We start from the raw sequence: 24269 nt of genomic DNA, 5'->3' as shown, positions 1-24269 counted from the left end.
ATCCTATAAATTTTCTGCAAAAAAAGCCGCCTCCCGTAACCGGAAAGGCGGCGTTATAGCTTCGTATGGGGACTATCTGGTTTGCAGACAGAGGATGTACTGCAATCTGGATTTGATTTCTTTTTGCCATTTCAGATCTCCGACTTTTACAGCAAGATTGAGCAGATCCAGATAATCATCAACCTGCAGGGCCGTCCGGCTAGTGGCTGCGTTCATGGGTGTTCAGTCTCCTTTTACTCGAATATAGTAAAGTCATGAATGATGAATATTCAATAATGATAATCATTATCAATCGTTATTGCTATTATCCACATTTTGCTCGCAAAATGCAATATAAATCTAAAGTTTCTTACTTTATTTCTTGGAATTAAAGAATTTGTATGCTGTGCATGATAACTGGAACATTTAATAAACGCTTTGGCGGGATTTGCATATTTTATCAGAAATACGGCGTAACTAGCAGGAACCTTACCATTTTTTGTCGAATAGAGCTTGTAAATAGATGTGTTCAGCCGATTTTTCTAGATAAAGGAGAATTGCGATGAAGCGGTGTAAATTGTTGCTACTAATTAGCATTGTGCTCATGCTTGCACACCCCGCTGCCGCTCACGCTGAAAGACAGGATATTAAGTACCAGGCAGAGCTGGAATATCCTCCTTACAAGTATATACAGAACGGATATTTAACGGGTTTTGATATTGATTTGACAAGTATGATCTTTGAAAAACAGGATTATCTGATTCGTTACAGCACCGGGGATTGGGAGAAGACGTACCAGCAGCTGACCGAAGGACTGATTGATACTACGGGCCTTATGGTTGTAAGTGAGGAGAGAAAACGGGATATTCTGTTCTCGAGGCCGGTACTTAAGAGCTATATATCCGTCTATTCCCGCCAGGAGCTTACTGAAGAAGTGACACTGAACACATTGAAGAATTACACGATTGGTGTGGGACGGGGCCAATATGCCGAAACGGTTCTGCAGAGCAAGGCAGGCATTGCACCATCACAATACATAGAATATTCCACTGTACCAGAAGCGCTGGAAGCTCTGCGCAAAGGCGAAATTGATCTGCTGTTCGAGAATCAGGGTGTAGTTGATTACCTGATTGTTGAGCAGGGGCTGACCGGAACGATTGTCCGCAAATTGAATGCCCTGTACCCGCAGGATGTCGCTTACGGGATCAGTAAATCCAAGCCGGAGCTGGTCTCTTATGTAAATGCGAGACTGGCGCGGCTGGAGCGCTCCGGAGCTTTTGAAGAGCTGTACCAGCAGTACTTCTTCGTCCATTCGGACTACCATAATTCGATGATCCGTAACAGAGTGATCTCAGGCATAGCTATCGGGCTTATTCTGCTTGCCTTCGGCATTGTTCTGCTCAGAGTGTATATCCGGCGTCTGCGGCGTGCCATTCATTCCGAGCAGGAATTCTTCAAGGATGTGATTGAACATACCGGGATGATTGTCTGGGCGGTTCATGGTGACAAGCGGAGTGTCCGCTTTAATCATTATGCCGAGAAAATGACCGGGCTTAAAGAGAGAGAGGTGCTCGGCAAGGGCATCGATGAGCTGCCTGGCCTTGGGGGCGGAGCTGCGGTGCTCCGGGATCTCCTGACGCGGGCCGTATATCTCGATTATGTGACCAATGTAGAATTGAAGCTTCCGGAGCGCTCGCCGGATGCGCATTATTTCTCAGTACGGACTACGCTGATTAAGGGGATGGATGATCAGGCGGAGGATATCTTCGTTCTGGTTGGTCTCGACATTGATGAGCGCAAACAGAATGAGCTCAAGCTGCAGCTTAGCTATGAGGAGCTGGAGTCCACCTACGAGGAGCTGGCTGCAACCGAGGTTGAGCTGCAGGACCAGTTCAACAGGCTCGGCGTCAGCGAACGGCGTTTCCGGCTGGCCTCGGAAGGCTCCGGGGCCTACCTGTGGGAGCTGGACTGGGAGAGCGGCTTCTATAAGCTCTCCGACCGCTGGTATGAGGTGATGGGCTACACTGAAGAGGAGATCAACTCCTTCGAGGGCGGGGTGCTCAGCATCATCCATCCGGATGACCAGGAGTCCTCGCGCAAAGCCAGACAGGAGCATCTTACCGGGCTGACCCCGGTGTATGAGACAGAGTACCGGATGCGGACCAAAGATAATTCATATATCTGGTTTGAGGTACGGGGCAAAGCGATTGTCGACCCGCGGGACCGGATTGTGCTCTTCCTGGGCTCCCTGATCGATATCAGCAAGCGCAAGCAGGCGGAATTCAATCTGAATAACAGCTACCAGGAGCTTGAAGCAACCTATGAGCAGCTTACAGCAACACAGCAGGAGCTTGTGGGGCAATATGATACGCTGGTGGAGAATCAGAAGAATATGCACCGTCTGGCATATGTGGATTCACTGAGCAATCTGCCGAACCGTATCTCGCTGCTGGAGACTATGGAGAATTACTTCCGCCATCCCGGCGGCAAAGCGGCACTGCTGTTTGTGGATACCGATAATTTCAAATACATTAATGATACGCTGGGTCATAAATCAGGCGATATTCTGATCCGCAAAGCAAGTGAGCGGCTGCAGTCGGTAGTCCGTGAAGGGGATATGCTGTCCCGGCTCGGCGGTGATGAGTTTGTCGTATTCATCAAGGATATTGAGAGCCGTGCGGATGTGCTGAATCTGGCCGAGGATATCATGCGCTCCTTCCGCAAATCCTTCCTCATCGGCGAGAGCAATCTGTACGTATCGGCAAGCATCGGGATCTCCTTCTATCCGGAGGATGGCGAGACTACAGAAGAGATTCTGAAGAATGCGGATGTAGCGATGTACAGAGCCAAAGAAGAAGGAAAAAGCACTTATGTTGTGTACGATAAGTCGATGCATACAGCCTTCAATGAGCGGATGAATATCGAAAAGCACCTGCGGAGCGCGATGAATAACAATGAATTCGAGCTGCATTACCAGCCCCAGGTCCAGATCGAGTCCGGTTTGATCTCGGGGTTCGAAGCGCTGATCCGCTGGAATAGTCCGGTGCTCGGATTCGTCTCGCCGTTATCCTTCATCAAGATTGCCGAGGATTCCAGACTGATTATATACATCGGGGAATGGGTACTGCGGGAGGCCTGCAAGTTCATGCACGGCATTCAGCAGCGGACAGGAATTGCTTACAAAATATCAGTAAATATCTCGATTATACAGCTGCTGCAGGATGATTTCGTAGAAATTGTGCTGGACAGCCTGGAGGAGAGCGGTCTGCCGCCATCCAGCCTGGAGCTGGAGATTACGGAATCGATCTTCATGGAATCCTTCGAAAGTACGGTCAGCAAGCTGGAATTCCTCAAATCACACGGTATCCGGATCGCGCTGGACGATTTCGGGACGGGGTATTCCTCCTTGAGCTATCTTCAGCAGCTGCCGATCTCGACGCTCAAAATGGATAAGATCTTCATCGATTCGCTGGCGGATAAAGCCTACAGCCAGTCGTTTGTCCAGACCATCATTATTCTGGGGCACAAGATGGGTCTTGATGTTGTAGCAGAAGGTGTGGAGGATGCGGGCCAGCTGGCTTTCCTTAAGGAATCGGGCTGTGACAAAGTACAGGGCTACCTGATCAGCCGGCCCGTACCGCAGCGTAAGGTGATCGAACTGCTTGAACCGCAGAAGCGATATGGCATGGATCAGCTGAACTAGAGAGTGTATATGAACAAGCGGGCCGCTGGCATAGTAAGATATGCCGTGCGGACCCGCTTTTTTGCATAAATATTTAAGATATAGTCCTAGAAAATAACGATCTTATTCTTGCCTGTTTTCTTGGCTTCGTACAGGGCATCATCCGCCTGCTGAAACGTAGAGCTCTTGGAATCATTCCCGCCATAGTCATGCATTCCGATGCTGACGGTGACTGATTTATTCTCCATCTCGCTGACGGTCATTTCGGCAATCCCGGTAAGGATCTTCTCCATAATCTGCTGGGATTCCTCCAGAGGCTTAGCAGTCAATATGATAACGAACTCTTCACCGCCATATCGTGCTGCGAAGTCATCCGAAGCGATGTGCTGCAGCATGACTGCGGCTACCTGCTTCAGCACGATGTCCCCGACCCAGTGCCCGTACTGGTCATTTACCTTTTTGAAATTATCGATATCTACTACAGCCAGCTGCATCGGAAAAGGGTTGTTCTGCTGATGATCAATCAGCCAGCCCAGATATTCATGAAAGGTCTTATGGTTGTATAAGTCGGTTAAAGGGTCGATCTTGGACAGCCTGTCCATAATAATATTCTGAATGCGCAGATCCTGCTCTGATTTCACCGAATTCTCGAGCGACCGCATCAGATCACGTCCTCTGGCAATGACGCCGAAGCCGGCGATAGAGGTTCCGGCAAAAATCACGGCGATAATCAGATTCTGGATACGCAGGGTATACTCATATGTAGGTGTAGTGAGGAATAAGAGCACTGTATATAGCAGGCAGACGGTAGTAGAAGCCTTCAGGTAAATACCCTTCAGGTAGATCATAGATACCAGCAGCGGAAGCAGCATAATCAGGGGCTTTACATGGTACTCTGTGCTCAGGTTCATAATAATCAGAATGCCGAACAGATGGCTTGCAACAATGATTGAGAACTCAGACATCCAGGGCTTCCATTTATGCACAATCTCCAGAGCAAGCAGCATAGCGAGCAAAATAGAGTCGGGGATTAGTACATGGTTCACGAAATATTGTCCGCCGGAGAGCTCAGGCCGATGGCCCCACATGGATAGGGAAACGAATAACTGGCTAGCCAGATAGACAAGCAGGACCATCCAAAATGTATTGAGAAGGATACGGTTCCAGTAAATCTGGCGAGGAGTGGGCGGCGGGATATGCATAAGATGTCCTCTTTTCCAGTGGCAATATACTTATATATTCGACAATCCCCCCGTTTTTCCTTCTGAATCTGCTGTTTGGAATAACGTTCGTGTTTAGGAGAAAGTTTCTAGGTAATTATAGCTAATATTTTATTGCACACCCTTTAAACACGAATTATTAATGTTATTTATCCTTGACACATTCGTTTAATTTCTGTAGAATTCCAATTGGCTCGTATAATTGAGCTTAGCTGTTCGTATATCCCCAATGATAAGGATTGGGGGTTTCTACAGGGGACCGTAAATTCCTGGCTACGAATAGGGTGCATTTTGCATACCTGTGAAGTGGTCGGGATTTTTTGTGTTGTATGCGTAAGTACAATTATATTTATCGCAGAAGCGGAGTCGTTCTTATGCATCGCATGGGAAGCCGTTTCATCCTGGGAGGAACAGAAATCATGAGTAAATATGATGTGATTGTGGTTGGAGCCGGCCCGGCCGGAATATTCGCCTGCTACGAATTAACGCTTAAAGCGCCTGAGATGAAGGTTCTGCTGGTCGACAAGGGCCATGATATTTACCGCCGCAGCTGCCCGATTCTGGAGGAGAAAATCAAGCTCTGCCCGCCGGCCTCGGGCCGTAAGGAATTCGCAGGCTGTCTTCCTGCCTGTTCTATTACAGCAGGCTTTGGCGGCGCCGGTGCGTACAGCGACGGCAAATTTAACATCACAACGGAATTTGGCGGCTGGATGACCGATTATCTGCCTCCTTCCAAGGTAATAGAGCTGATTGAATATGTTGACAGCATCAATCTGGAGCATGGGGCGACGCCGGTAATTACCGATCCGACGACCGAGAGCATCCGCGGAATAGAGCAGCGGGGATATGCTGCCGGCCTTAAGCTGCTGCGGGCACAGGTCCGCCATCTGGGTACAGAACAGAATCTTGAGATTCTTAAATCTATATATGAATATTTGAAAACACGTGTCGATATGTTATTCAAAGCCGAGGTAGAGGATATCATTACAGTCAAGGAAGGCGGCTCGCACCGCATCACGGGGATTGCGCTGAAGAGCGGAGAAGTTCACGAAGCGGACCAGGTAATGGTCGCTCCCGGACGGGACGGCTCAGCCTGGCTGACCGGGGTACTGAAGAAGCGGCGGCTCAAAATGTATAATAACCAGGTCGATGTAGGCGTGCGTGTGGAAACCTCGGATGTAGTGATGCGGGAGATTAACGAGCATCTGTATGAGGGTAAATTTGTGTTCAATACTTCAGTAGGAACACGGGTCCGTACCTTCTGCAGTAATCCTTCAGGCCATGTAGTAGTGGAGAATCACAGTGGAGTTATGGCAGCCAATGGACACTCTTATAAGGATCCCGCGCTGGGGTCCAAGAATACCAACTTTGCATTGCTGGTCTCCCATACCTTCACTGAGCCGTTCGACAAGCCGAATGAATATGCCCGGGAAATCTGTAAACGGGCGAATGACCTGTCCGGCGGAGGGGTTATCGTACAGAAGTATGGTGATATCCTGCGCGGCCGCCGGTCTACAGAGACACGGATCAAGGAAGGGTTCCTGGAGCCTACGCTGAAGGAAGCAGTGCCTGGTGACCTGGGACTGGTGCTGCCGTACAACACGATGAAGAGCCTGATTGAAATGGTAGAGGCGCTGGAGAAGGTGACTCCGGGGATCGCCTCTGAGCATACGCTGTTCTATGGCGTAGAAGCGAAATTCTATTCTGCCCGGCCCAAGCTGACGGAGGAGTTCGAGACAGAAATCTCCGGACTCTATTGCGGCGGAGACGGAGCGGGCATAACCCGCGGCCTGGCACAGGCCGGAGCAGCCGGGGTGTGGATTGCCCGCGGAATGCTGAAACGAAGAGAGGCCTGAATTCATTAGCCCGGCCACTTTGTTAAGATTTAATTTGGTATTAACGGGCATAACTATTTCCTTAATTTAGCTCCACTGATATAATGTTAGGATACATAACATGATAGAGTGGAGTGGACGTGGGAATATGAGTATTCACCGGAGAAAGGCCGTTCTAGTCGTTGTTTTGCTGCTGATTGCAGCTGTGTACAGCTTGTGGATTGATATATACTGGGTTAACAAAATTATTCTGCTGGTGTTAATGGCGGGGCTCGGAGGATTTGCCCTGGACGGATGCCGCAGCGGGGGAGCTTCAGACAGGCTATTGGCTGAAGCGCGCGGTAAGGTTGAACAGCTGGGCAATGAGATTGTGGTCACTGCCGACAGGCTGCATGGCGCACTGGAGGAGATCAGCCGCCATACGGGAGGGCTGCAGCAGACAGCCGATTACTCCCATGCATATGAGGTGGATCTGCAGATCCGCAGCAATGAGGCGAAAGCGAATATTGAAGGGGCTTTTGCCACAATGGGCGGCGTGGCAGCGGTGACCTCGCATATTGAAGAGCTGACCGTAAGGCTGGGGGAGACCATGCAGGCTACAGTCTCAGGAATGGCGGAAATGATGGCTTCCTTGAAGAATACCGATGAGGTCATGGGGGAACTGCAGGAGAGAAGCGGGGATATGCTGAACAAATTCACAATTCTCAGCGGACATATCGCTCTGGTGGAGGAGATCAATTCGCTGATTGTCGGAATCGGTAATGAAACCTCGCTGCTGGCTCTTAATGCTTCCATAGAAGCTGCCCGTGCAGGCGAGCAGGGGCGGGGCTTTGCCGTTGTCGCCAGCCGGATACGGCAGCTGGCTGACCAGAGCCGGAGCTCCGTGGAACGCTCCTCGGGTGTACTGCTCGATATCAATAACGGAGTGCGGCAGGTACTGGAGTCGGTGACGAAGGAACGGGCAGCGGTAGAGCATGGTGTGAACGAAGTAGCCAACGTGAAGCAGCGCCTGGGAGATATCTCGGGCAGTCTGGAAGAGGTAGGCATGGCCGTAACGGAATCTGTTGCAGCCGCAGAACGGCAGAGCAGGATGATTGATGAGGCTACAGGCGAGCTGAGCGGTGCAGTGGGGATTGTCAATGAGACCATTGCCGGGGTAGATCTGACACTGGAGCAGGTAACCCGGCAGCGGACACAGATCGGGCAGCTGAATGAGGTCAGCGCCAGCCTGCTGCTGGAATCACAAGCACTGCAGCAGTCCGTGAACACTATTTCCGGCCGTGAAGTAATCGAGATGAGCCGGTATGCGGACAAGCTGCAGGAAATGCAGCTTCTGCTTGCGGAGATTACATCTAAGCAGGAGCTGTATTCACCTGATACGGCCAGTCATAGTCATGTGCTTACTGCCTGCATCCGGAAGGTGCCGGATGTGCAGGCAATCTGGTCAAACCGGACGGACGGCACCTTCATCTTCTCGGAGCCTGCGGCCGGATTGCTCAATGCCAAGCGCCGCGACTGGTGGAGCGGTGCAATGAATGAGGGGCAGTTTGTCTCTCAGCCGTACGTTTCGGCGATCACCAAGCGTTCCTGTATTACCCTCTCCAGAGCGATTAAGGACGGGCGCGGGGAAGTTGTCGGTGTGGTGGGCATCGATTTGGCGGTGTAACAATTGCAGAACAGCCCAAAGAGCAGCAGATCCTTATGCAGGGAGTCTGCTGTTCTTTGGGCTGAGCCCCTAGGTGTATTTAGGCGGCTCTGCCGGGAGAATCCGCAGACCGCTCCAGATGCGCTGCCAGTTCTTGCTGCGGATCCGCTTCTCGTATACAGGCAGCAGCTGCGGCCGGGCTGCGAAGTACGGCGCGGGACGGAGTACCAGATCGATTGCGTCCGCGGCTCCATGGGGGGCGGCCAAGATTAATTGTCCGGCTGCAGTCAGGGAGAGTCCGAGTGCAGTTGCTGTCTCAGGGAATTTGGACATTCCGTCCGCGGCTGAAGAGTAAGGCGGAAGGTTGTTGACGGTATGCATACGGGCCTGGTTCTTAAGGGACCAGGGAAGGCCGGGATGAAGCTTCTGCAGCTCCGCTTCATGGCATTTCTCTGTCTCTTCCCGCAGATCTCCAGGGTCATAATAGATGACATCAATATCCGCCAGCGGTGTTCTCTCCGGGAATCCGTGCTGCACATCCCAGATCTTGGAGCGGACAAACCCGGCGCAGACCCACCAGTCCGGCAGTTGCAGAGTCCGGGCGGTCTCCAGAATACCCATCATCCAGGCATCCTCCTCTACCAGGCGGAGAATGTCTGCTCCATTATGTATTCGTTTATGTATCTGCTGCATAATCGCACCTCCAAGCAGAATCAGGTTTGCCAAAGTTTAGCAGGGAATCTACATTATACAGTACAATTACTCTATTTCCATCCCTGGGCTTAACAACAAACAGGCATCCGGCCAGAGCGTTCGCTCTCCGGATGCCTGTTTGTCCATGATGCAGGATTTAAGGTTGCTAATGGAAGGTTAGCCTTCCAGCAGCAAGGCTTCAGGGTCCTCCAGCAATTCCTTGACTTTGACCAGGAAGCTTACGGCTTCTGAGCCGTCTACGATCCGGTGGTCATAAGACAAAGCGATATACATCATCGGGCGGTTGGCAGTCCGCTCCTCGTCCAAGGCGATCGGGCGGAGCTGGATTTTGTGCATGCCGAGAATGCCGACCTGCGGGGTATTGAGGATTGGTGTAGAGAGCAGAGAGCCGAATACACCGCCATTCGTAATCGTGAATGTACCGCCTTGCAGCTCAGGCAAGCTAAGCGTATTCGTGCGTGCTTTGGCGGCGAGCTCACCGATCTGCCGCTCGATTTCCGGGAAGCTGAGCCGGTCCGCATCGCGGACGACCGGCACGACCAGGCCCTCTTTGGCGGCAACGGCAATGCCGATGTCGTAATACTTCTTCAGCAGGAGATCCTCACCGTCGATCTCGGCATTCAGCAGCGGATAAGCCTTGAGCGCGCCGATTACGGCTTTGGTGAAGAAGGACATGAAGCCGAGTCCGACATCATGCTTCTCCTTGAAGGCATCCTTGCGGCGCTTGCGGATGTCGAGAATCGCGGTCATGTCCACCTCGTTGAAGGTGGTCAGCATCGCGGCCGTCTGCTGCGCTTCGACGAGGCGGCTGGCGATCGTCAGCCGCCGCCGCGACATGCGCTTGCGCTCGGTGGCTTTGCCATCCTCAGCGTGCGGTGCCTTGCCCGCTGCCTGCAGCGCGGGCTTCACCGGCTCCGGCCGTGCCGGCGCCGGAGCGGCAGGCGCAGCGGCCTGCGGCACGGCTGCGCCATGCCCGTTCACATCGGCCTGGGCAATCCGGCCGATGGGGTCGCGGGGACTGACCTCGCCGAGGTCGATGCCCCGCTCCCGGGCCAGCTTGCGCGCCCCCGGCGAGGCCAGGGCCGCAGTGCCCCCGGCCGCAGCTTCGGCGGCTGGGGCGGTTACGGCAGCGGCAGGCTCAGCCGCTGCTGCAGGTGCAGGCGCTGACGGCGCTGCGCCGTCAGCGTCCAGCCCGGCGGGGCTGCCGATAATGCCGATGGCTTCGCCAACGGCAACGTTCTCGCCCGCCTGGCGCAGGATGGAGGAGATTACGCCATCCTCCTCCGCACTGATCTCCAGATTGACCTTATCGGTCTCAAGCTCCGCGAGCACATCACCCTGGCCGACAGTGTCGCCCTCTTTCACCAGCCATTTGTAGATGGTTCCCTCGGAAATGGATTCGCCCAGATCGGGTACTTTAATTTCGGACACAGGCCGTTACCTCCCCAAATATAGTGAATTACGTTATTATGAGTCCGCCTCCTGCGTTCAGGAGGACGGTACAGGTGCTTGTATAGGGGCATTTAACTTCAGGGCTTCCCTAACGATGCGCCGCTGCTCGAAGCTGTGTACATCCGCATAGCCGCTGGCCGGGCTGGAGCGCTCCGGACGGCCGATGTACTGGACCGCCTGCTGCGGGGCGATAGCCCGCAGGCGGGGTTCGGCATAGCTCCAGCCGCCCATATTCTTCGGTTCCTCCTGCACCCAGACGATCTCCTCCAGGGAGCCGAAGCTGCTGAGATAGGTGCCAAGCTCACGTTCCGGGAACGGATACAGCTGCTCCAGGCGGAGAATATGGAGCCAGGAGAAGTCCTGGCCGCGCGCTCCCTCAAGCTCAGCCTGCAGGTCGATAGCGACCTTGCCGCTGCACACGACGAGGCGCTTGACCTCGCCGGGATTCTTGCCAAGCAGCGGCTCGGGCAGCACCGGCTGGAAGGTGCCGGAGGCGAGGTCTGCTCCGGCTGAGGTGCTGCGCGGATTGCGGATCAGACTCTTCGGTGCCATGATAACCAGCGGCCGGGCATCCCCCTGGCCGCACAGGGCAGCCTGGCGGCGCAGCAGGTGGAAATACTGGGCGGCGGAGGTCAGGTTCGCGACAGTCCAGTTCTCCTCTGCAGACAGCTGCAGAAAACGCTCCAGCCTGCCGCTCGAGTGCTCCGGCCCCTGGCCTTCATAGCCATGAGGGAGCAGGATGGTAAGATTGCTGCGCTGTGTCCATTTGGCCCGGCCGGCGGCGATGAACTGGTCTATAATGACCTGGGCGGCATTGGCGAAATCGCCGTACTGCGCTTCCCAGAGCACGAAGGTCTCCGGTGCAAAAACATTATAGCCATATTCATAGCCGAGTACAGAGGCTTCCGACAGCGGGCTGTTGTAGACGCCGAAGGAGGCGCGGGAATTCGTCAGCTGATGCAGCGGAGAGAAAAGTTCACCGCTCTCACTGTCATGGAGGACCAGATGCCGGTGGGCAAAGGTGCCGCGCTGTGAATCCTGGCCGCTGAGCCGGATCGGAGTGCCGTCCTTCAGGATGGTGGCGAAGGCCAGCGTTTCGGCGAGCGCCCAGTCGACCCGTTCACCGTCATTCAGGGAATCCTTGCGGCGCTTCAGAATCCGCTCCAGCTTCGGATAGACTGTGAAGCCATCCGGAACGCTAAGCAGCTCACGGTTGATCTCCTGCAGACTGGACAGCGGAACTGCTGTCATGCGCTGAGGCGGAGAAGATGTGTCCAGGGCTACGGAGGCTTTGGATTCCGCGCTCTTCTGTTTGCCTTCCTTCATCTGGTCGAAGGCCTGCTGCAGCACCTGATCGGCATCCGTAATCATCCGCTGCACATCCTCCGCGGTAACCACCTTCTCGCGCTGCAGCCGTTCAGCGTATACCCGGTAGACTGTAGGATGACTGCGGACCTTGCTGTAGACCAGCGGCTGGGTAGTATCCGGATCATCCATTTCGTTATGGCCGTGGCGGCGGTAGCCGATCAGATCAATCAGGAAATCCTTCTTGAACTGGTGGCGGTAAGCACTGGCCAGCCGGACGGCAGCAATGCAGGCTTCCGGATCATCTGCATTAACATGCACCACCGGAATCTCATAGCCTTTGGCAAGGTCACTGGCATAGTGGGTGGAGCGGGAATCTTCACTTTCCGTAGTGAAGCCGATCCGGTTATTGACGATAATATGCACAGTACCGCCGTTTTGATAACCTTGCAGTTTGCCGATATTAAGAGTTTCAGCAACAATACCTTCGCCCGGAAAAGCGGCGTCGCCGTGCATCAGTACAGCCATCGCCTTATTCGTATTCAGCTTAGGCAAGCCCGGAGCACTGCGTTCCTCCTGTGCTGCGCGTGTGAAGCCTTCTACTACAGGATTAACGAACTCCAGATGGCTCGGGTTGTTGGCGAGCGTAATCCGGGTGCGCACGGTTTCGCCCTCACGGACAGCCCGGTCAGCTCCCAGATGGTATTTCACATCGCCGGTCCAGCCATAGTTAATCCCCATGGAGCCTTCGGACGGGAACAGCTCCTTGTTCGGCGAGTGGTGGAATTCCGAGAAAATAATATCATAAGGTTTGCCCAGAATATGGGCAAGCACGTTTAGTCTTCCGCGGTGAGCCATCCCCATAAGAATATGTTCAGCGCCGTCATGGGCGGCAGCCCGTACAATCTCATCCAGCATAGGGACAAGGGCATCATTGCCTTCCAGGCTGAAGCGCTTCTGGCCGACGAATGTCTTATGCAGGAAGGTCTCGAACTGCTCTACCTGAATCAGCCGCTTCAGCAGCTCCTTGCGTTCTGCATTGTTCAAGGGAGCCGGTGAGGTGGTCGATTCAGCCTGGCTGTTAAGCCAGCGCAGCTCACGTTCATCATGCACATGCCCGAACTCATAGGCAATAGTCTGCGTGTATGCCTGGCGCATCCGGTGAACGGCATCCATGGCAGTATGCACGCCCTCCGGGGCATTCTCCCAGATCAGCGATGCGGGCAGGGCATTCAGGTCTTCGCGGGTGAGCTCGTAAGTCTCAATCTCCAGCCATTTCGCCATCGGGTTGCTGCTCCGCTCCAGCGGATCAATATCCGCAGCCATATGACCGTAGATCCGGATGTTGGCCATCAGCTTGGAGGCCTTTACGGCCTTTCTGAGCCACTCGGTATCCCCGGAAATTGCCGGTGGAGGCGTCTTGTCGGTCTCAGGGGCGAGCGGAGGCGGACCGGATACAGTGAACAGATCACGGTAGTGAGGCTCGACGGAAGCCGGGTTGTGGACGAATTGCTCATATTTCTCCTGGATGTAGCCCAGGTTGGGGCCGTAGTATTTGCTCCAGACGGAATGGGTATAGGGCTCTTTGATGGCCATGAATAGGTCCTCCTAACGGATAAACTCCACACGCGGCATACAAGTGTGCCACCAGGCGGAGCTGCAATGTTTGCGGTTTCATTCTCACCATTATTGTGCTACTTTCCGGCAGGGTAATCAATTCATACTTTCGGGCAATCCGTTCGCAAAACGGTATGATTCAACATGAGATTCATACGGAACAATCATAAATCTTATAGGCAAGGCCGGAGTAAAGAAAAATGCTATATAGATTGTACTAAAATACTTTAGAAAACCTGAATTACAGAATGTTCACCATAAACAGCGGTAATCAGCAAAAAATTTGGAAATAACGGCGGCCGGAAGTCCAAAACTCATCTTTAAGCGGAAAATCATGTACAATGAGCTGCCGCGCGCAGGTAAATGGGTTGAATGTACCCACCATTAAAAAATGCAGCCAGCCACGCAACGGTTGTTCAAGGGACCAGCTTAGCGTTACGGACATGAGAGACGTTAAGCCTGCAGAAAGCTACCTGAGTGCCGGACCTTAAGGACATCAGCGCCGTTATTTCACCGGAAAAGTGGATTTTGCCTATGAAAAGCGGCGGATAAGGGCCGTCATGTCCGTAAGCCCGCCCCAATGGCCTTTTTCGAGCGAACAAAGGCTGTGGTGTCCGTATGCGTCAGATTGGGAGTGTATTTGAACCAGACAGAGGGGATTGACCCTCTATAACTTGCTCCAACACCACGCTTGGCTTCCTTAGTGGGAGCGAAGGCCAGCAATCGTGTACAATAAGCTGTCGCGCGGATAGAAGGTGAATACAATAGAATGAATTTCGGCCGTTCAGCAAGAAGCTCTTTGGGCATTCCTGTATCCTAAATCAACAGGTAGCTTTCCAGTTCAAACTATAAAAAATAAAAATAAAATTTTTAAGAATTTTTGTAGTTGCAAAACATAAAATTGGGTAATTACTCTTATATTGTGTCACGGAAGCGAAGTCTATAATAACTATATTTAAACGGAATGAGGGCGCTTGAAATAAAAATGGGAATATTTATACAAGCTGTAGGCAATTTCAGCTAAGGTTCTTCACAACTTAACATAAAAAAATTCCAGATATCGACACACTTTTCGTTAAAGTTCTTGTATAATGTTATTGCGGAGAACGGTTTCATTGATTTTATCCAGATCCTTTCAAAACAAAGGGTCCAGTAAAGGGTAAACCTGCTGAAAGGCAGGGGCACAAAGTCTCGGATCTAAAGTAGAAATACTATGATGGCCGGACTGCCTGGGGACGAGAAAAATTCTAGGAGGAGATTTCTTGGATCAGTCCAACCAGGGGAATGATGAGCTTCAGGCAGTTGATCTGGATTTAGAATGGGTATATCTGCTCATGGCTGCTAAGCGGGCCGGTATCCAGGCGGATGAGATCCGCCGTTTTTTTAATGAGAAGGCACTTCAGGCGATGTAGGATAACCAGTCTTGCAGGGATACATACAGAAAAGGGCACAGCGATTAGAACGCTGTGCCCTTTTCTGTATTCCCGGGCAGGGGCATAACCGGGTGCAGCGGACCGCGCCTGGCTTTACCGGATCATTCTGTTCAATTATCCTTCTGGTCCAGCCGCCATTTCTGGTAATCAAGAAATTCCTTAAATTCACGCTTGCTTATACCGGAAGCCATAGCCTCCTGAACCAGGCTGAACCATTCTCCGTCCAGAGCCGGTTCTTCGGTCTCAGCGAGTCCGCCATACAGCAAAACATGAATGGATACCTGAAGCGCGTCAGCAATCTTTTCGATAAATTGAATGGAGGGGTTGGATTGAATATTCCGTTCCACATTGCTTAAGTATGATTTCGCCACGTCAGCCTTGTCCGCCAGTTCGGATAGAGAATAACCCTTCTCCTGACGAAGCCTATGGATGCGGCTTCCCATATTATCTGACATGATTACAACGCCCTCCGTACTTTTTGACACTAGTATAACAAAAATTCGCAAAACCGACAAAAATCATGCGGGCGGGAGAAAAAGCAGTATACCTTGACCGTTGCCGGCTTCAGATATACTGCTTTTAGACAACGCATCAGTTCTTAGTAGGCTTTCTTAGCACCTTGTTTAGCTTCGAAATCCCAGATCAGTTTGATTTTATCTTTCTGGAAATAGTTCTGTGCTTCGCCGGAATCCACGAATTCAAACTGTACTGTGAAGCTGTCCTCCGTACCGGCTTTGATGCCGTCAGCTTCAGTGAAGAGCTGCTCAATGAAAGTTCCGGTGTTATCTACAAGATCCGGGGTGATATTCTTCAGATCAGCGAGTGTAGTCTCATAGACCACTGTCGGTGAAGTGAGGGTCGCTTTGTCTTTATTCACGAGGAATTTCACTTTAATGAACTTATTCAGGTCAACGCCATTGTTGTCGCCGAGCGTATCGGTTACCTCTGAAGTCGTTTTGAGCTTGATTGAACCGATATCAAGGGTGCCGGAGTTTTTCAGTTTGAAGTTCTTAGTTACAGTATCGCCCGGCTTCAGGTTGGAAATATCAACGATGACAGAAGGATCCGAAGTCAGATCGAGTGTACCTGCTGCGAAAGTTGCTGTGCTCTGTGCAGTGTCGCTGAAGTAAGCGAAGGTTCCTCCGCCGATTAAAGACAAACCAAGTGCAGCCGATGCAACGCCAAGACCCAAAGTTTTCTTGATACCCATTAATAATTCCTCCTCTAATTGTTTGAGATTAGTTGTAGGCAGCGCCTATATATTTGTATCTTCCGGTTCGTAAACGGAAGGTAACAACAATTATTGCGGTGTTTCGGGTGCGGAAGGAGCGGATAGTGCCGCGTTTTTCTTTTCAAGTGCACTCAGCGCTTTCCACGAACTGTAGAGTGCATAGAACAGCAGCATCAGGCCCGGCACAATCATAAGGATTATACTGCCGGCTTTGGAGACGGCGAAGTTCATGGCATACCCGACATACGGGATAGTGGTTCCGGTGTACTGTGCGACAACATTGGCCGAGCTGACAGGATTCATGTCAGGAGCATCATTGTTATCACCTTTTGTGCGGTATAGAGCCTCACCGGTTGCAGAATTAAGTGTGGCTTCAACGATCCGGTGGGTAATCAGAATATTGTCCTCGCTTCTGAAGGTGATGACATCCCCCTTCTGGAACCGGTTCATATCTCCGCCAGGCTTCAGGGCTACAATCGAACCGGTCTGGATGCCTGGCTCCATGGAGCCGGAGAGCACGGTTTTGATTTCATACCCGAAGAAGGAAGGCTCACCGCCGGAGCTCTTGGATACGACTACGGCTGCTACCAGCAGGATGAAGATCAGGAGCATAGCTGTAGAGAGCAGGTTACTAATCCATTTTCTAATCTTCATGTTAATCTCCGCCTTTGTCTTGTTGGGAGTTAGAGAGATCTGGTGCAGGTTCTGGCTCAGGTACAGGGCTTGCCGTGGCTTGCGGTTCCTGTGCCGTGGCTTCAGTTAATTCAGGTGCCGGTGTTGCGGCAGGTTCTGGCTGCCCGCTTCCGGCCGGATCCGGGAGGTCTGTGACTTCGCCCGGTTTGTCTGCGGAAGTGTCTTCTGGTTTAGTCCCGTCCTCAGGCTTGGCAGCAGCCTTCTCCTCGGCCTCCGCCTTTTCTTTGGCCTCCGCCGCCTTCTGCTTCTCCAGAGCCTGCTTCGCTTCTTCATCTTTCTTCGCCTGTTCCGCGAGACGCGCCTGCTCCTCCTCTTCCAGGCGTACGCTGCGGGTCTCGCTGATCAGCTGCTGCTGGCTGCCGATTTCCGCTATGCTGGAAGCCGCACTGTCTTTCAGGCTAAGCAGTGAGGAATTAAGACTGTTGTAAGTGGAGAGCAGAGTGCCTGATATATTATCCTCCGGCAGAGTGGCCGTGACCGGGAAGATGAACCGCTGTGAAACCGCCTCCTGGCTGAAACCAAGGGGACCATAGACCAAGTCGCTGACGGTCAGGGAATAAGCTGTATCCGGATCATGCAGTGACTGCAGGTACTGGATAATTCCGTTTAATGAAGCGGTCAATGTTTCTGACAGCACGTCGCTCTGCGAGAGGCTGCTCTGGAATTCGCTGAAGAACTGATCATCAGTAATTTCAAGACAATAAGGATCAAGGTTGTTCATATATCCTCCGATTACCGCGAGTCCTGCGGCTGCAGCGTTTATTTCTGCGGTTAGCTCATTCCAGGTTTGCTGGTTAGCATTCAATTGGATATCTGCTTGCTTCAGACCGGAATTAAGCTCTGATAACTGTTCTGAGAGATGTTGTTCGGCAGCGTCCAGCTCAGTCAGCGACATGCTCTCTATGGATGATATTCCCTGATAGCTTTGCGGGAAGCTGTAGTCCTTAAGGGATGCAGCTAACAGAACTGCGGCAGTAACATGGCCTTTGAACTGAATAAGCTGTTCTTTGAACGTCTCGGGAAATACTGCACAGAAGCTGATCTCACTCTCCAATTGGGCTGCATCGGTAAAGCCGCCGTAGGTATTGCCGATCTGCTGTGAAGTACACAGGAAGAGCAGAGAGATTACCACGCCTGACTGCAGGGAACGCAATCCTATTTTGGAGCCCGTGTTTACCCTTTTTTTAGATCTGGGTTTCAGAGGAAGTCCTCCCCTCAAAAATCTGTTTATCTGTTCGTTATTATCGTTCTTTATTAAGAACGTTTCGGTAATGAAATCATAACTGTATTGTTTCAAAAAGAAAACCGTCATTTACTTCTGTATTTCCTTTATAACGAACGAAAATCATTGTTTTTCTTGATTTATCTCTATTTATCACTGTATATCTAAATATGTTCTTAATAAAGAACGAATGAATATGTCGTTTTTGCAAAAAAATAACCGGCTGCGCCTGGCGCATACCGGTTATTCAGGGTTTATATTTAAATGTTAATTTCCGGGGGACAATCTGTCATTCATCAGCTAAGGATAATGAGAGCAGTTTCCCTAAGGGAGCTTCTCCCCGCGCGAGCTGACATACAGCTCGTACCATTCCTTGCGCGTAAGCTGAATGCTCTCCGCGCCTGCACAGGCCTTGATGCGCAGCGGATTAACCGTGCCGATGACCGGCTGAATTGCTGCAGGATAAGTCATCAGCCAGGCCAGTACGATCGCTTCGGGGGTTGTGTTCTTCTCCTCAGCGAGCGCACGGACTCTGGCTGCGGTGTTCACTACACTTTCAGGCTGCCCCTCCAGCGGGCGGCCGCTGAACAGACCCTGGGCCAGCGGCCCCCAGGCCTGGAGCTGGATGTTCTCTTCGCGGCAGTATTCTATCGTGCCCTCGGGGAAGGTGATATCCTTCCACTGTTCACGGTTCACGCTGAGTGCGGCGTCGACCCAACTGATTTTGGCCAGGCTCATATGCAGCTGATTCACGATGAACGGCTCGTCACAGTAGGCCTGCAGCAGCTTGATCTGGGCGGCGCTCATGTTGGAGACGCCGAAGTGGCGCACCTTGCCGGCGGCCTTAAGCTGATGCAGTGCTTCAGCAACCTCTTCGGGATCCATAAGCGGGTCCGGGCGGTGGAGCAGCAGAATATCGATATAATCTGTGCCCAGCCGCGAGAGCGTTCCGTCTACACTGCCCAGAATATGCTCCTTCGAGAAATCAAACATATTGGTGATATCCCCGGGCTCCATTAGCCTGATTCCGCATTTCGACTGCAGAATAACTTCATCGCGCAGGCCCGGACGCTCCTTGAAAATCTGCCCGAATACCTTCTCCGCCTTGCCGCGGGTATAAATATCCGCATGATCAAAGAAGTTAATTCCGATCGACAGCGCTGCTTCAAGGGCCTCATGACCCTGTTTAATTTGACCAGCCGTAACCGGCTCATGGTCCCATTCTCCGCCGAGTCCCATGCAACCTAGAGCAATGCGGCTGGCAGGAATGCCGCGTTTGTTTAGCGGTAACGCTTTCAGCAATTGTATCCCTCCATACCTGTTGAATTAATGACTGCGAGAATATTGTACACCTTCAGGAACTGGTATGGTATTCCGCAGTACAAATAGAGGATTGTCCCGGGCCGCAGGCAGCGGCAGGGAACAATCCTCTTGTGCAGATGATGCTATAAATCAATCGGTCTGCCGGTATCACTCAGCCTGCGGTCAACCACATCCTGATGCAGACGCTTCAGCCATTTCAGCTCAGTCAGACTGTGCTCATATCGGCCGTACATCAGATGCAGCGCTGAGCGGGGGACCACCGTAATATGCTCCTCATATACCTGGTAAGCGTAGTTCACCTGGTGTTCTGTCTCCCGGATCCGTTCCTCCAGCAGCCGCTCAACCTTCTCCTGATCAATATAACGCGAGAGGGCCAAGGCCATGTAGAGCGGATGATAGAGCTGACCACTGGTCTTGATCTGCTGCAGAATTAGCTGCTCCATGAGTTCTCTGCCTTTATCAGTGATCCGGTAGATTGTCTTATCGGGGCGGTCAGGGCTGCGGATAATCTCGACGGCTTCAATATGTCCGCCTTCGGCCAGCTTATCCACAGCATAATACAGGGAGCCCATCTGCAGCTTGATGAACTGATCCATTGTGCGTTCCTTCATGACTAGTGTGATTTCATAAGGGTGCATATCCCGTTCCAGGAGCAAGCCCAGAATCAGCAGCTTCATGGACATGTCCGCTTACCGCTGGCCTGAAGCCGGCTGCGATTCCTTCGGCTGAACGAGCAGGCGGTCCTTCGGCATCACCAGAACAAACACAACTGCAAGCGCCGCAGGCACAATTGCCCACATGAACGTATGCGTAATTGAAGCGGATAACGAATGTGTAATCTTCTCCAGCACCGGCGCCGGAATTTGTGCCCGGGCTTCAGGAGTCAGCGCAGCACGCGGATCGCCGAAGGAGGAAGCCTGGCCGCTGTTGCCGAAGGCTGCACCAAGCTCCGAGGTGAAGCTGTTGCGCTGGATAATCCCGAAGATGGTAATCCCCAGCGTCATGCCGAGGGAGCGCAGGAAGGTGCTGGTAGACGTTGCCGACCCCCGCTGGCGCATGTCGAAATGATGGATGGAGGACATGCTGAGCACGGAGAAGGAGAAGCCGACTCCGAATCCTGTCAATGCCATGAATACATTCAGCAGCAGGCGGGAGGTGTCCGGAGTCAGGGTGCTGAGTGAGAAAATCCCGGCAACGAAGCAGACAGCCGACAGCATCATGATATTGCGGAAGCTTGTTTTGGTAGTGAGCAGGCCCCCCGACTGGCTGCCTACAACCGTACCGATCATCATCGGCATCAGAATCAGGCCGGAGTTGGTAGCGGAACCGCCGTATACCCCTTGGACAAAGATTGGAATGTATACAGTCGCCACAATAAAAGCAGAACCGTAGAACAATCCGAGCAGACTGCTTGTGGCAAACAGCCGTTTGCGGAACATGGCGAAGGAGATTACCGGTTCAGCCGCAACCCGTTCAATGAAGATGAAGGCGATCAGGAATACAGCAAAGCCGGCGAACAGTCCGAGAATGGTAGCTGAATCCCAGGCATACTGGTTGCCGCCCAGCTCCAGCGCGAACATCAGGCAGATAATGCCCGCCACCAGCGTGAAGGCACCGCCCCAGTCAATCTTTTGCTTGGCATGGGATACAGATTCTTTATAGGAGCTCATGATCAGGAAGAACGAAACTACGCCAATCGGCAGGTTGATATAGAAGATCCAGTTCCAGCCGACGTAGTCGGTAATATAAGCGCCAAGCAGCGGGCCGATGACACTGGAAATACCGAAGACTGCACCGAATAAGCCGGTAAGCTTGCCTCTGGACTGCGGCGGGAAAATATCAAAGACAATCGTGAAGGCAATCGGCATCAGCGCACCGCCGCCAATCCCTTGTATCGCCCGGTAAATACTCAGTTGGGTGATGCTGGCCGCCGTACCGCAGAGGGCTGAACCGATCAGGAATACAATTAGTCCGAAGATGAAGAACCGTTTGCGCCCGTACATATCGGACAGCTTGCCGAAGATCGGCGTACCGGCCATAACCATGACCATGTAGGCTGAGGTTACCCAGACGATTTTATCAAGCCCCCCCAGTTCAGAGACAATGGTACCCATCGCCGAGGCAACAATCGTATTATCCATAGCGGACATCAGAATGCCGAGCAGCAGTCCGGCAACGACGAGCTTAAGATTGCTTTCTTTTGTGTGCATGTACAAACTCCTTTTCGCTTAAGTATTCAATGACAAATCTCATTATATTCAAATTTGAATAGGGGAGCAATCTTTTTCTGGGCAAAATAAATGCAGACGCAAATAAGCCGCCCTTGTAAGCCAAGAACGGCGGGTCTTCTAATTATTCCATAACGGGCCGGCATTCATTCCTGCGCCGCAGGCAAATTGTTATTCATGATATAGCAGCACCAATGGGACGCAGCTCACGGGCTTCAATATATCCGATGAACAGCTCGGTCAGCTCAGGGTCAAACTGTGTTCCCGCACAGGCGCGCAGCTCTGCAATAGCTTCGTTAAAGGATTTGGTCGGCTGATACGGACGCTCTGTAGTCATTGCATCGAAGGAGTCAATAATAGTCAGCATCCGGCAGAGGCGGGGAATCTCTTCGCCCTTGAAGCCGTACGGGTAGCCTTTGCCGTCATAACGCTCATGATGCAGCTCAATATAGGGGGCCAGCTCTTTGTACTTGTCATTGGTCAGGGCCATTTCCTTGCCCCAGGTCACATGCCATTTGACCATCTCCCATTCCTCCGGCAGGAGCTTGTCCTTCTTATTCAGGATGCCCCAGGGAATCTCCAGCTTGCCGATGTCATGGATAAGTGCCCCGAGCGTGAATTGGCGCCTTGCAGGATTGTCCAGCTGAAGCAGCTCGCTGATATCCATAGCATAGCGGAATACTCGTTTCGAATGCTTGAAGGTCTCCAGATCCTTATACATGAACAGGTTCAGCTGTTGCTCAATGTCGCGCACATCCTGGCTGAAATCGATGTCACGCTCCAGTGAGGACTGGTTGCCGTAGATATGCACCATATTTTTGCCCTGCTTCTTGGCATAATAGAGCGCCTGGTCGGCATGATCAACCAGTTCGGACTTGAAGTGAACATCCGGCTGATATCCGGCGATGCCTGCCGAGAAGGCGAGACAGCCCTGGGGGAAGATCTCGGTGCCTTCAAAGATGGAGTTATTAAGCAGTTTGCGCAGCTGCTCGATGAACACCTTGGCTTGCGCGGCATCATAGCCCGGCAGCAGCAGGGTAAATTCCTCCCCGCCGTACCGGGAGACGATAATTCCGGTGCTTGCAGTTTCTTTTGTCAATAAATCTGCCAGAAAGACAATCAAGCCGTCGCCCTTGAGATGACCGAAATGATCATTATATTTCTTGAAATCATCGATATCGATCATCGCGAGGGAGAGCGCCTGGCCGCTAGCCTCCGATCTGCGCATTTCCTCCTCCAGGGCTGCCTCGAAGTAGCTGTGGTTGTACAGTCCGGTCCGCTGGTCCCGGTTCGCCCGTTCCTCAATGCTCCGGTACATGCTGAACAGCCGCTTGAAGGAATACGAGATCAGAATGCTTAGCCCGAGGAAGAGCGCCAGTCCGGTCATCCCGTTGTAGTAGAGCAGGACGGTAAGCACCAGAGAGAGCACCAGTGTGCACAGATAGGCAAGTACAGCGTCGGTCAGCATATCTTTGAGTGTAGTGTACAGATTCTCATGGAACATTAAATAGTAGAATATCCCGACAAGAAGCAGATTCAGGCTGAAGTAGACCAGCATGGCACTGGCGTAGGCCGGCAGATGACTGCCGAGGAGCGGGCCTTGCCGTCCGCCGGACAACGTGAAGATAAAGGCTGCTGAGCTGATCAGAATGCAGTATATCGCAAAGTTATTCAGGTGCTTCCAAAGCAGCGTTGTTCCCCATTCGATGAACACCAGCACGAGGGAGGACAGCAGCAGCACCAGCAGGGCGAAGGAGGGTCCGAAGATAAAAATACAGGCCAGATATACGGAGGAATCCAGTGACAGCCCGTTGCCCTGCGGCGGCAGCTGGAAGGTAAAGACGGTGAGCAGGACGGCTGATCCTGACATGGCTGTGATCCAGCCCCAATCGGCCGGAGAGAAGCGGAAAGCCTTATCGGTGATATTGAATATGAATAAGCCCAGCCCGGCAAAGCAGATGAGAAAGGAGTACATTAAGCTCCTGCTGCGATGCATAAGGCTGATCATTGATTTGAGCACTGTTCCTCCTCCATTCAAATAGTTTGGAAACCTTTCTTCTAGGAAATTCGCGTTCACAGAAAAGATTTCCTGCTAATTGGCAGCAATATACATGTCAAATCAGCATGGAAACGGAAAGAGTCGTCACGCTTGACATACCCATGGGGGGTATATTATAGTAATGAGTAAGGAGGCTGATTCCTGTGTCTGCAAAGAATGAGAAGGAGCATGCCGGGCATGACTGCGCTGAAGACTGCCATTCCTCCGCTCCCGGTGTACGCAAGAGCCATCATTCCCCGGAGTTTAAGAGCGGACTGAATAGCCGGCTTAACCGGATTGAGGGGCAGATCCGCGGCGTCAAAGGCATGATAGAACGCGATACCTATTGCGATGATGTGCTGAATCAGCTGGCTGCGGTACAAGCTGCACTGAACAGTGTCGGCAAGCTGCTGCTTGAGGGACATATGAAGAGCTGTATTATCGAGCGGATCGAAGCCGGAGAGCATGAGGTTATCGATGAGCTGCTGGTTACGGTTAATAAGCTAATGAAGTGAAGGGCGGCCTAAAGAGTTTGAACGGAGAAGTTGCAATTATGATGAGGGCCGTAACTGCGGTGCTTTTTGGACTTTCGGCCGCTGTTAGGTTTGGATTTCCTGAATGATACCGTGGCCACGGTAGAAATCCAAACCTA

At 52.2% G+C, this 24269-nt stretch carries 18 protein-coding genes and 2 riboswitches; of the genes, 5 read left to right on the top strand and 13 right to left on the bottom strand.

The genetic code is table 11. From position 1 onward, the window contains the following. Window positions 1-72: 72 nt before the first annotated feature. Window positions 73-216: a hypothetical protein gene (locus tag LOS79_RS23065; RefSeq protein WP_315412627.1), complete on the bottom strand. Its 144-nt coding sequence runs from the start codon at window positions 214-216 to the stop codon at window positions 73-75. Window positions 217-541: 325 nt separating this feature from the next. Between LOS79_RS23065 and LOS79_RS23060 the strand changes: the two genes are divergently transcribed. Next, window positions 542-3682: an EAL domain-containing protein gene (locus LOS79_RS23060; RefSeq protein ID WP_315412625.1), complete on the top strand. Its 3141-nt coding sequence runs from the start codon at window positions 542-544 to the stop codon at window positions 3680-3682. An 86-nt stretch (window positions 3683-3768) separates the two neighbouring features. Here LOS79_RS23060 and LOS79_RS23055 read toward each other — a convergent pair whose 3' ends face one another. Beyond that, on the bottom strand, window positions 3769-4797 hold the full coding sequence (locus tag LOS79_RS23055; RefSeq protein WP_315412623.1) for a GGDEF domain-containing protein: 1029 nt from the start codon (window positions 4795-4797) through the stop codon (window positions 3769-3771). Between the two features lie 280 nt (window positions 4798-5077). After that, window positions 5078-5177, top strand: a riboswitch (purine riboswitch). Window positions 5178-5300: 123 nt separating this feature from the next. Between LOS79_RS23055 and LOS79_RS23050 the strand changes: the two genes are divergently transcribed. Both LOS79_RS23050 and LOS79_RS23045 read left to right on the top strand, forming a co-directional pair. Then, window positions 5301-6737, top strand: a complete 1437-nt coding sequence (locus LOS79_RS23050; RefSeq protein WP_315412621.1) for an NAD(P)/FAD-dependent oxidoreductase — start codon at window positions 5301-5303, stop codon at window positions 6735-6737. A gap of 127 nt (window positions 6738-6864) precedes the next feature. Next, window positions 6865-8382, top strand: a complete 1518-nt coding sequence (locus LOS79_RS23045) for a methyl-accepting chemotaxis protein (RefSeq protein ID WP_315412619.1) — start codon at window positions 6865-6867, stop codon at window positions 8380-8382. A 69-nt stretch (window positions 8383-8451) separates the two neighbouring features. Here the strand turns inward: LOS79_RS23045 and LOS79_RS23040 are convergent, their stop codons facing one another. From LOS79_RS23040 to LOS79_RS23030, 3 genes are all read right to left on the bottom strand, one after another. Continuing rightward, window positions 8452-9054: a nucleotidyltransferase family protein gene (locus LOS79_RS23040; RefSeq protein WP_315412618.1), complete on the bottom strand. Its 603-nt coding sequence runs from the start codon at window positions 9052-9054 to the stop codon at window positions 8452-8454. Between the two features lie 177 nt (window positions 9055-9231). Continuing rightward, the gene (gene odhB, locus LOS79_RS23035; protein ID WP_315412617.1) at window positions 9232-10506 is read right to left on the bottom strand and encodes a 2-oxoglutarate dehydrogenase complex dihydrolipoyllysine-residue succinyltransferase; all 1275 of its coding nucleotides are present in this window, start codon (window positions 10504-10506) and stop codon (window positions 9232-9234) included. Window positions 10507-10563: 57 nt separating this feature from the next. Continuing rightward, window positions 10564-13428, bottom strand: coding sequence for a 2-oxoglutarate dehydrogenase E1 component (locus LOS79_RS23030; RefSeq protein ID WP_315412616.1), 2865 nt, complete (start codon window positions 13426-13428; stop codon window positions 10564-10566). Window positions 13429-14597: 1169 nt separating this feature from the next. Further along, a riboswitch (cyclic di-GMP riboswitch) is annotated at window positions 14598-14682 on the top strand. 29 nt (window positions 14683-14711) lie between these two features. Here LOS79_RS23030 and LOS79_RS23025 point away from each other — a divergent pair. Further along, window positions 14712-14861 carry an anti-repressor SinI family protein gene (locus LOS79_RS23025; RefSeq protein ID WP_315412613.1) on the top strand — a complete coding sequence of 50 codons (150 nt, stop codon included), beginning with the start codon at window positions 14712-14714 and terminating at the stop codon, window positions 14859-14861. A gap of 131 nt (window positions 14862-14992) precedes the next feature. On the opposite strand, the gene LOS79_RS23020 is transcribed toward LOS79_RS23025, so the two are convergent. The 8 genes from LOS79_RS23020 to LOS79_RS22985 all read right to left on the bottom strand — a co-directional run bounded on the left by LOS79_RS23020 (window position 14993) and on the right by LOS79_RS22985 (window position 23554). Next, on the bottom strand, window positions 14993-15337 hold the full coding sequence (locus tag LOS79_RS23020) for a helix-turn-helix domain-containing protein (protein WP_315412611.1): 345 nt from the start codon (window positions 15335-15337) through the stop codon (window positions 14993-14995). A 143-nt stretch (window positions 15338-15480) separates the two neighbouring features. Continuing rightward, window positions 15481-16092, bottom strand: coding sequence for a TasA family protein (locus LOS79_RS23015; protein ID WP_315412610.1), 612 nt, complete (start codon window positions 16090-16092; stop codon window positions 15481-15483). A gap of 90 nt (window positions 16093-16182) precedes the next feature. Next, a complete protein-coding gene (gene sipW / locus LOS79_RS23010) occupies window positions 16183-16767 on the bottom strand; it encodes a signal peptidase I SipW (protein ID WP_315412609.1) in 585 nt (194 codons plus the stop codon). 1 nt (window position 16768) lies between these two features. Beyond that, a complete protein-coding gene (locus LOS79_RS23005; RefSeq protein ID WP_315412607.1) occupies window positions 16769-17959 on the bottom strand; it encodes a hypothetical protein in 1191 nt (396 codons plus the stop codon). Window positions 17960-18352: 393 nt separating this feature from the next. Then, window positions 18353-19330 (bottom strand): aldo/keto reductase, encoded by a 978-nt coding sequence (locus tag LOS79_RS23000; RefSeq protein ID WP_315412606.1) that lies wholly within the window; start codon window positions 19328-19330, stop codon window positions 18353-18355. Between the two features lie 143 nt (window positions 19331-19473). Then, window positions 19474-20034 (bottom strand): PadR family transcriptional regulator, encoded by a 561-nt coding sequence (locus tag LOS79_RS22995; protein ID WP_315412604.1) that lies wholly within the window; start codon window positions 20032-20034, stop codon window positions 19474-19476. Between the two features lie 6 nt (window positions 20035-20040). Beyond that, window positions 20041-21561 (bottom strand): MDR family MFS transporter, encoded by a 1521-nt coding sequence (locus LOS79_RS22990; protein WP_315412602.1) that lies wholly within the window; start codon window positions 21559-21561, stop codon window positions 20041-20043. A 193-nt stretch (window positions 21562-21754) separates the two neighbouring features. Continuing rightward, complete coding sequence (locus tag LOS79_RS22985; protein WP_315412600.1) at window positions 21755-23554, bottom strand: bifunctional diguanylate cyclase/phosphohydrolase; 1800 nt, start codon at window positions 23552-23554, stop codon at window positions 21755-21757. A 227-nt stretch (window positions 23555-23781) separates the two neighbouring features. Between LOS79_RS22985 and LOS79_RS22980 the strand changes: the two genes are divergently transcribed. Then, entirely contained in the window at window positions 23782-24132 is a 351-nt protein-coding gene (locus LOS79_RS22980; protein WP_315412599.1) for a metal-sensitive transcriptional regulator, read from the top strand. Window positions 24133-24269 lie beyond the last annotated feature (137 nt).

This window comes from Paenibacillus sp. MMS20-IR301 (assembly GCF_032302195.1).
Taxonomy (GTDB): domain Bacteria; phylum Bacillota; class Bacilli; order Paenibacillales; family Paenibacillaceae; genus Paenibacillus_AQ.
Note: the sequence above shows the minus strand (reverse complement) of the source record. Positions and strands in the feature narration are given on the sequence as shown.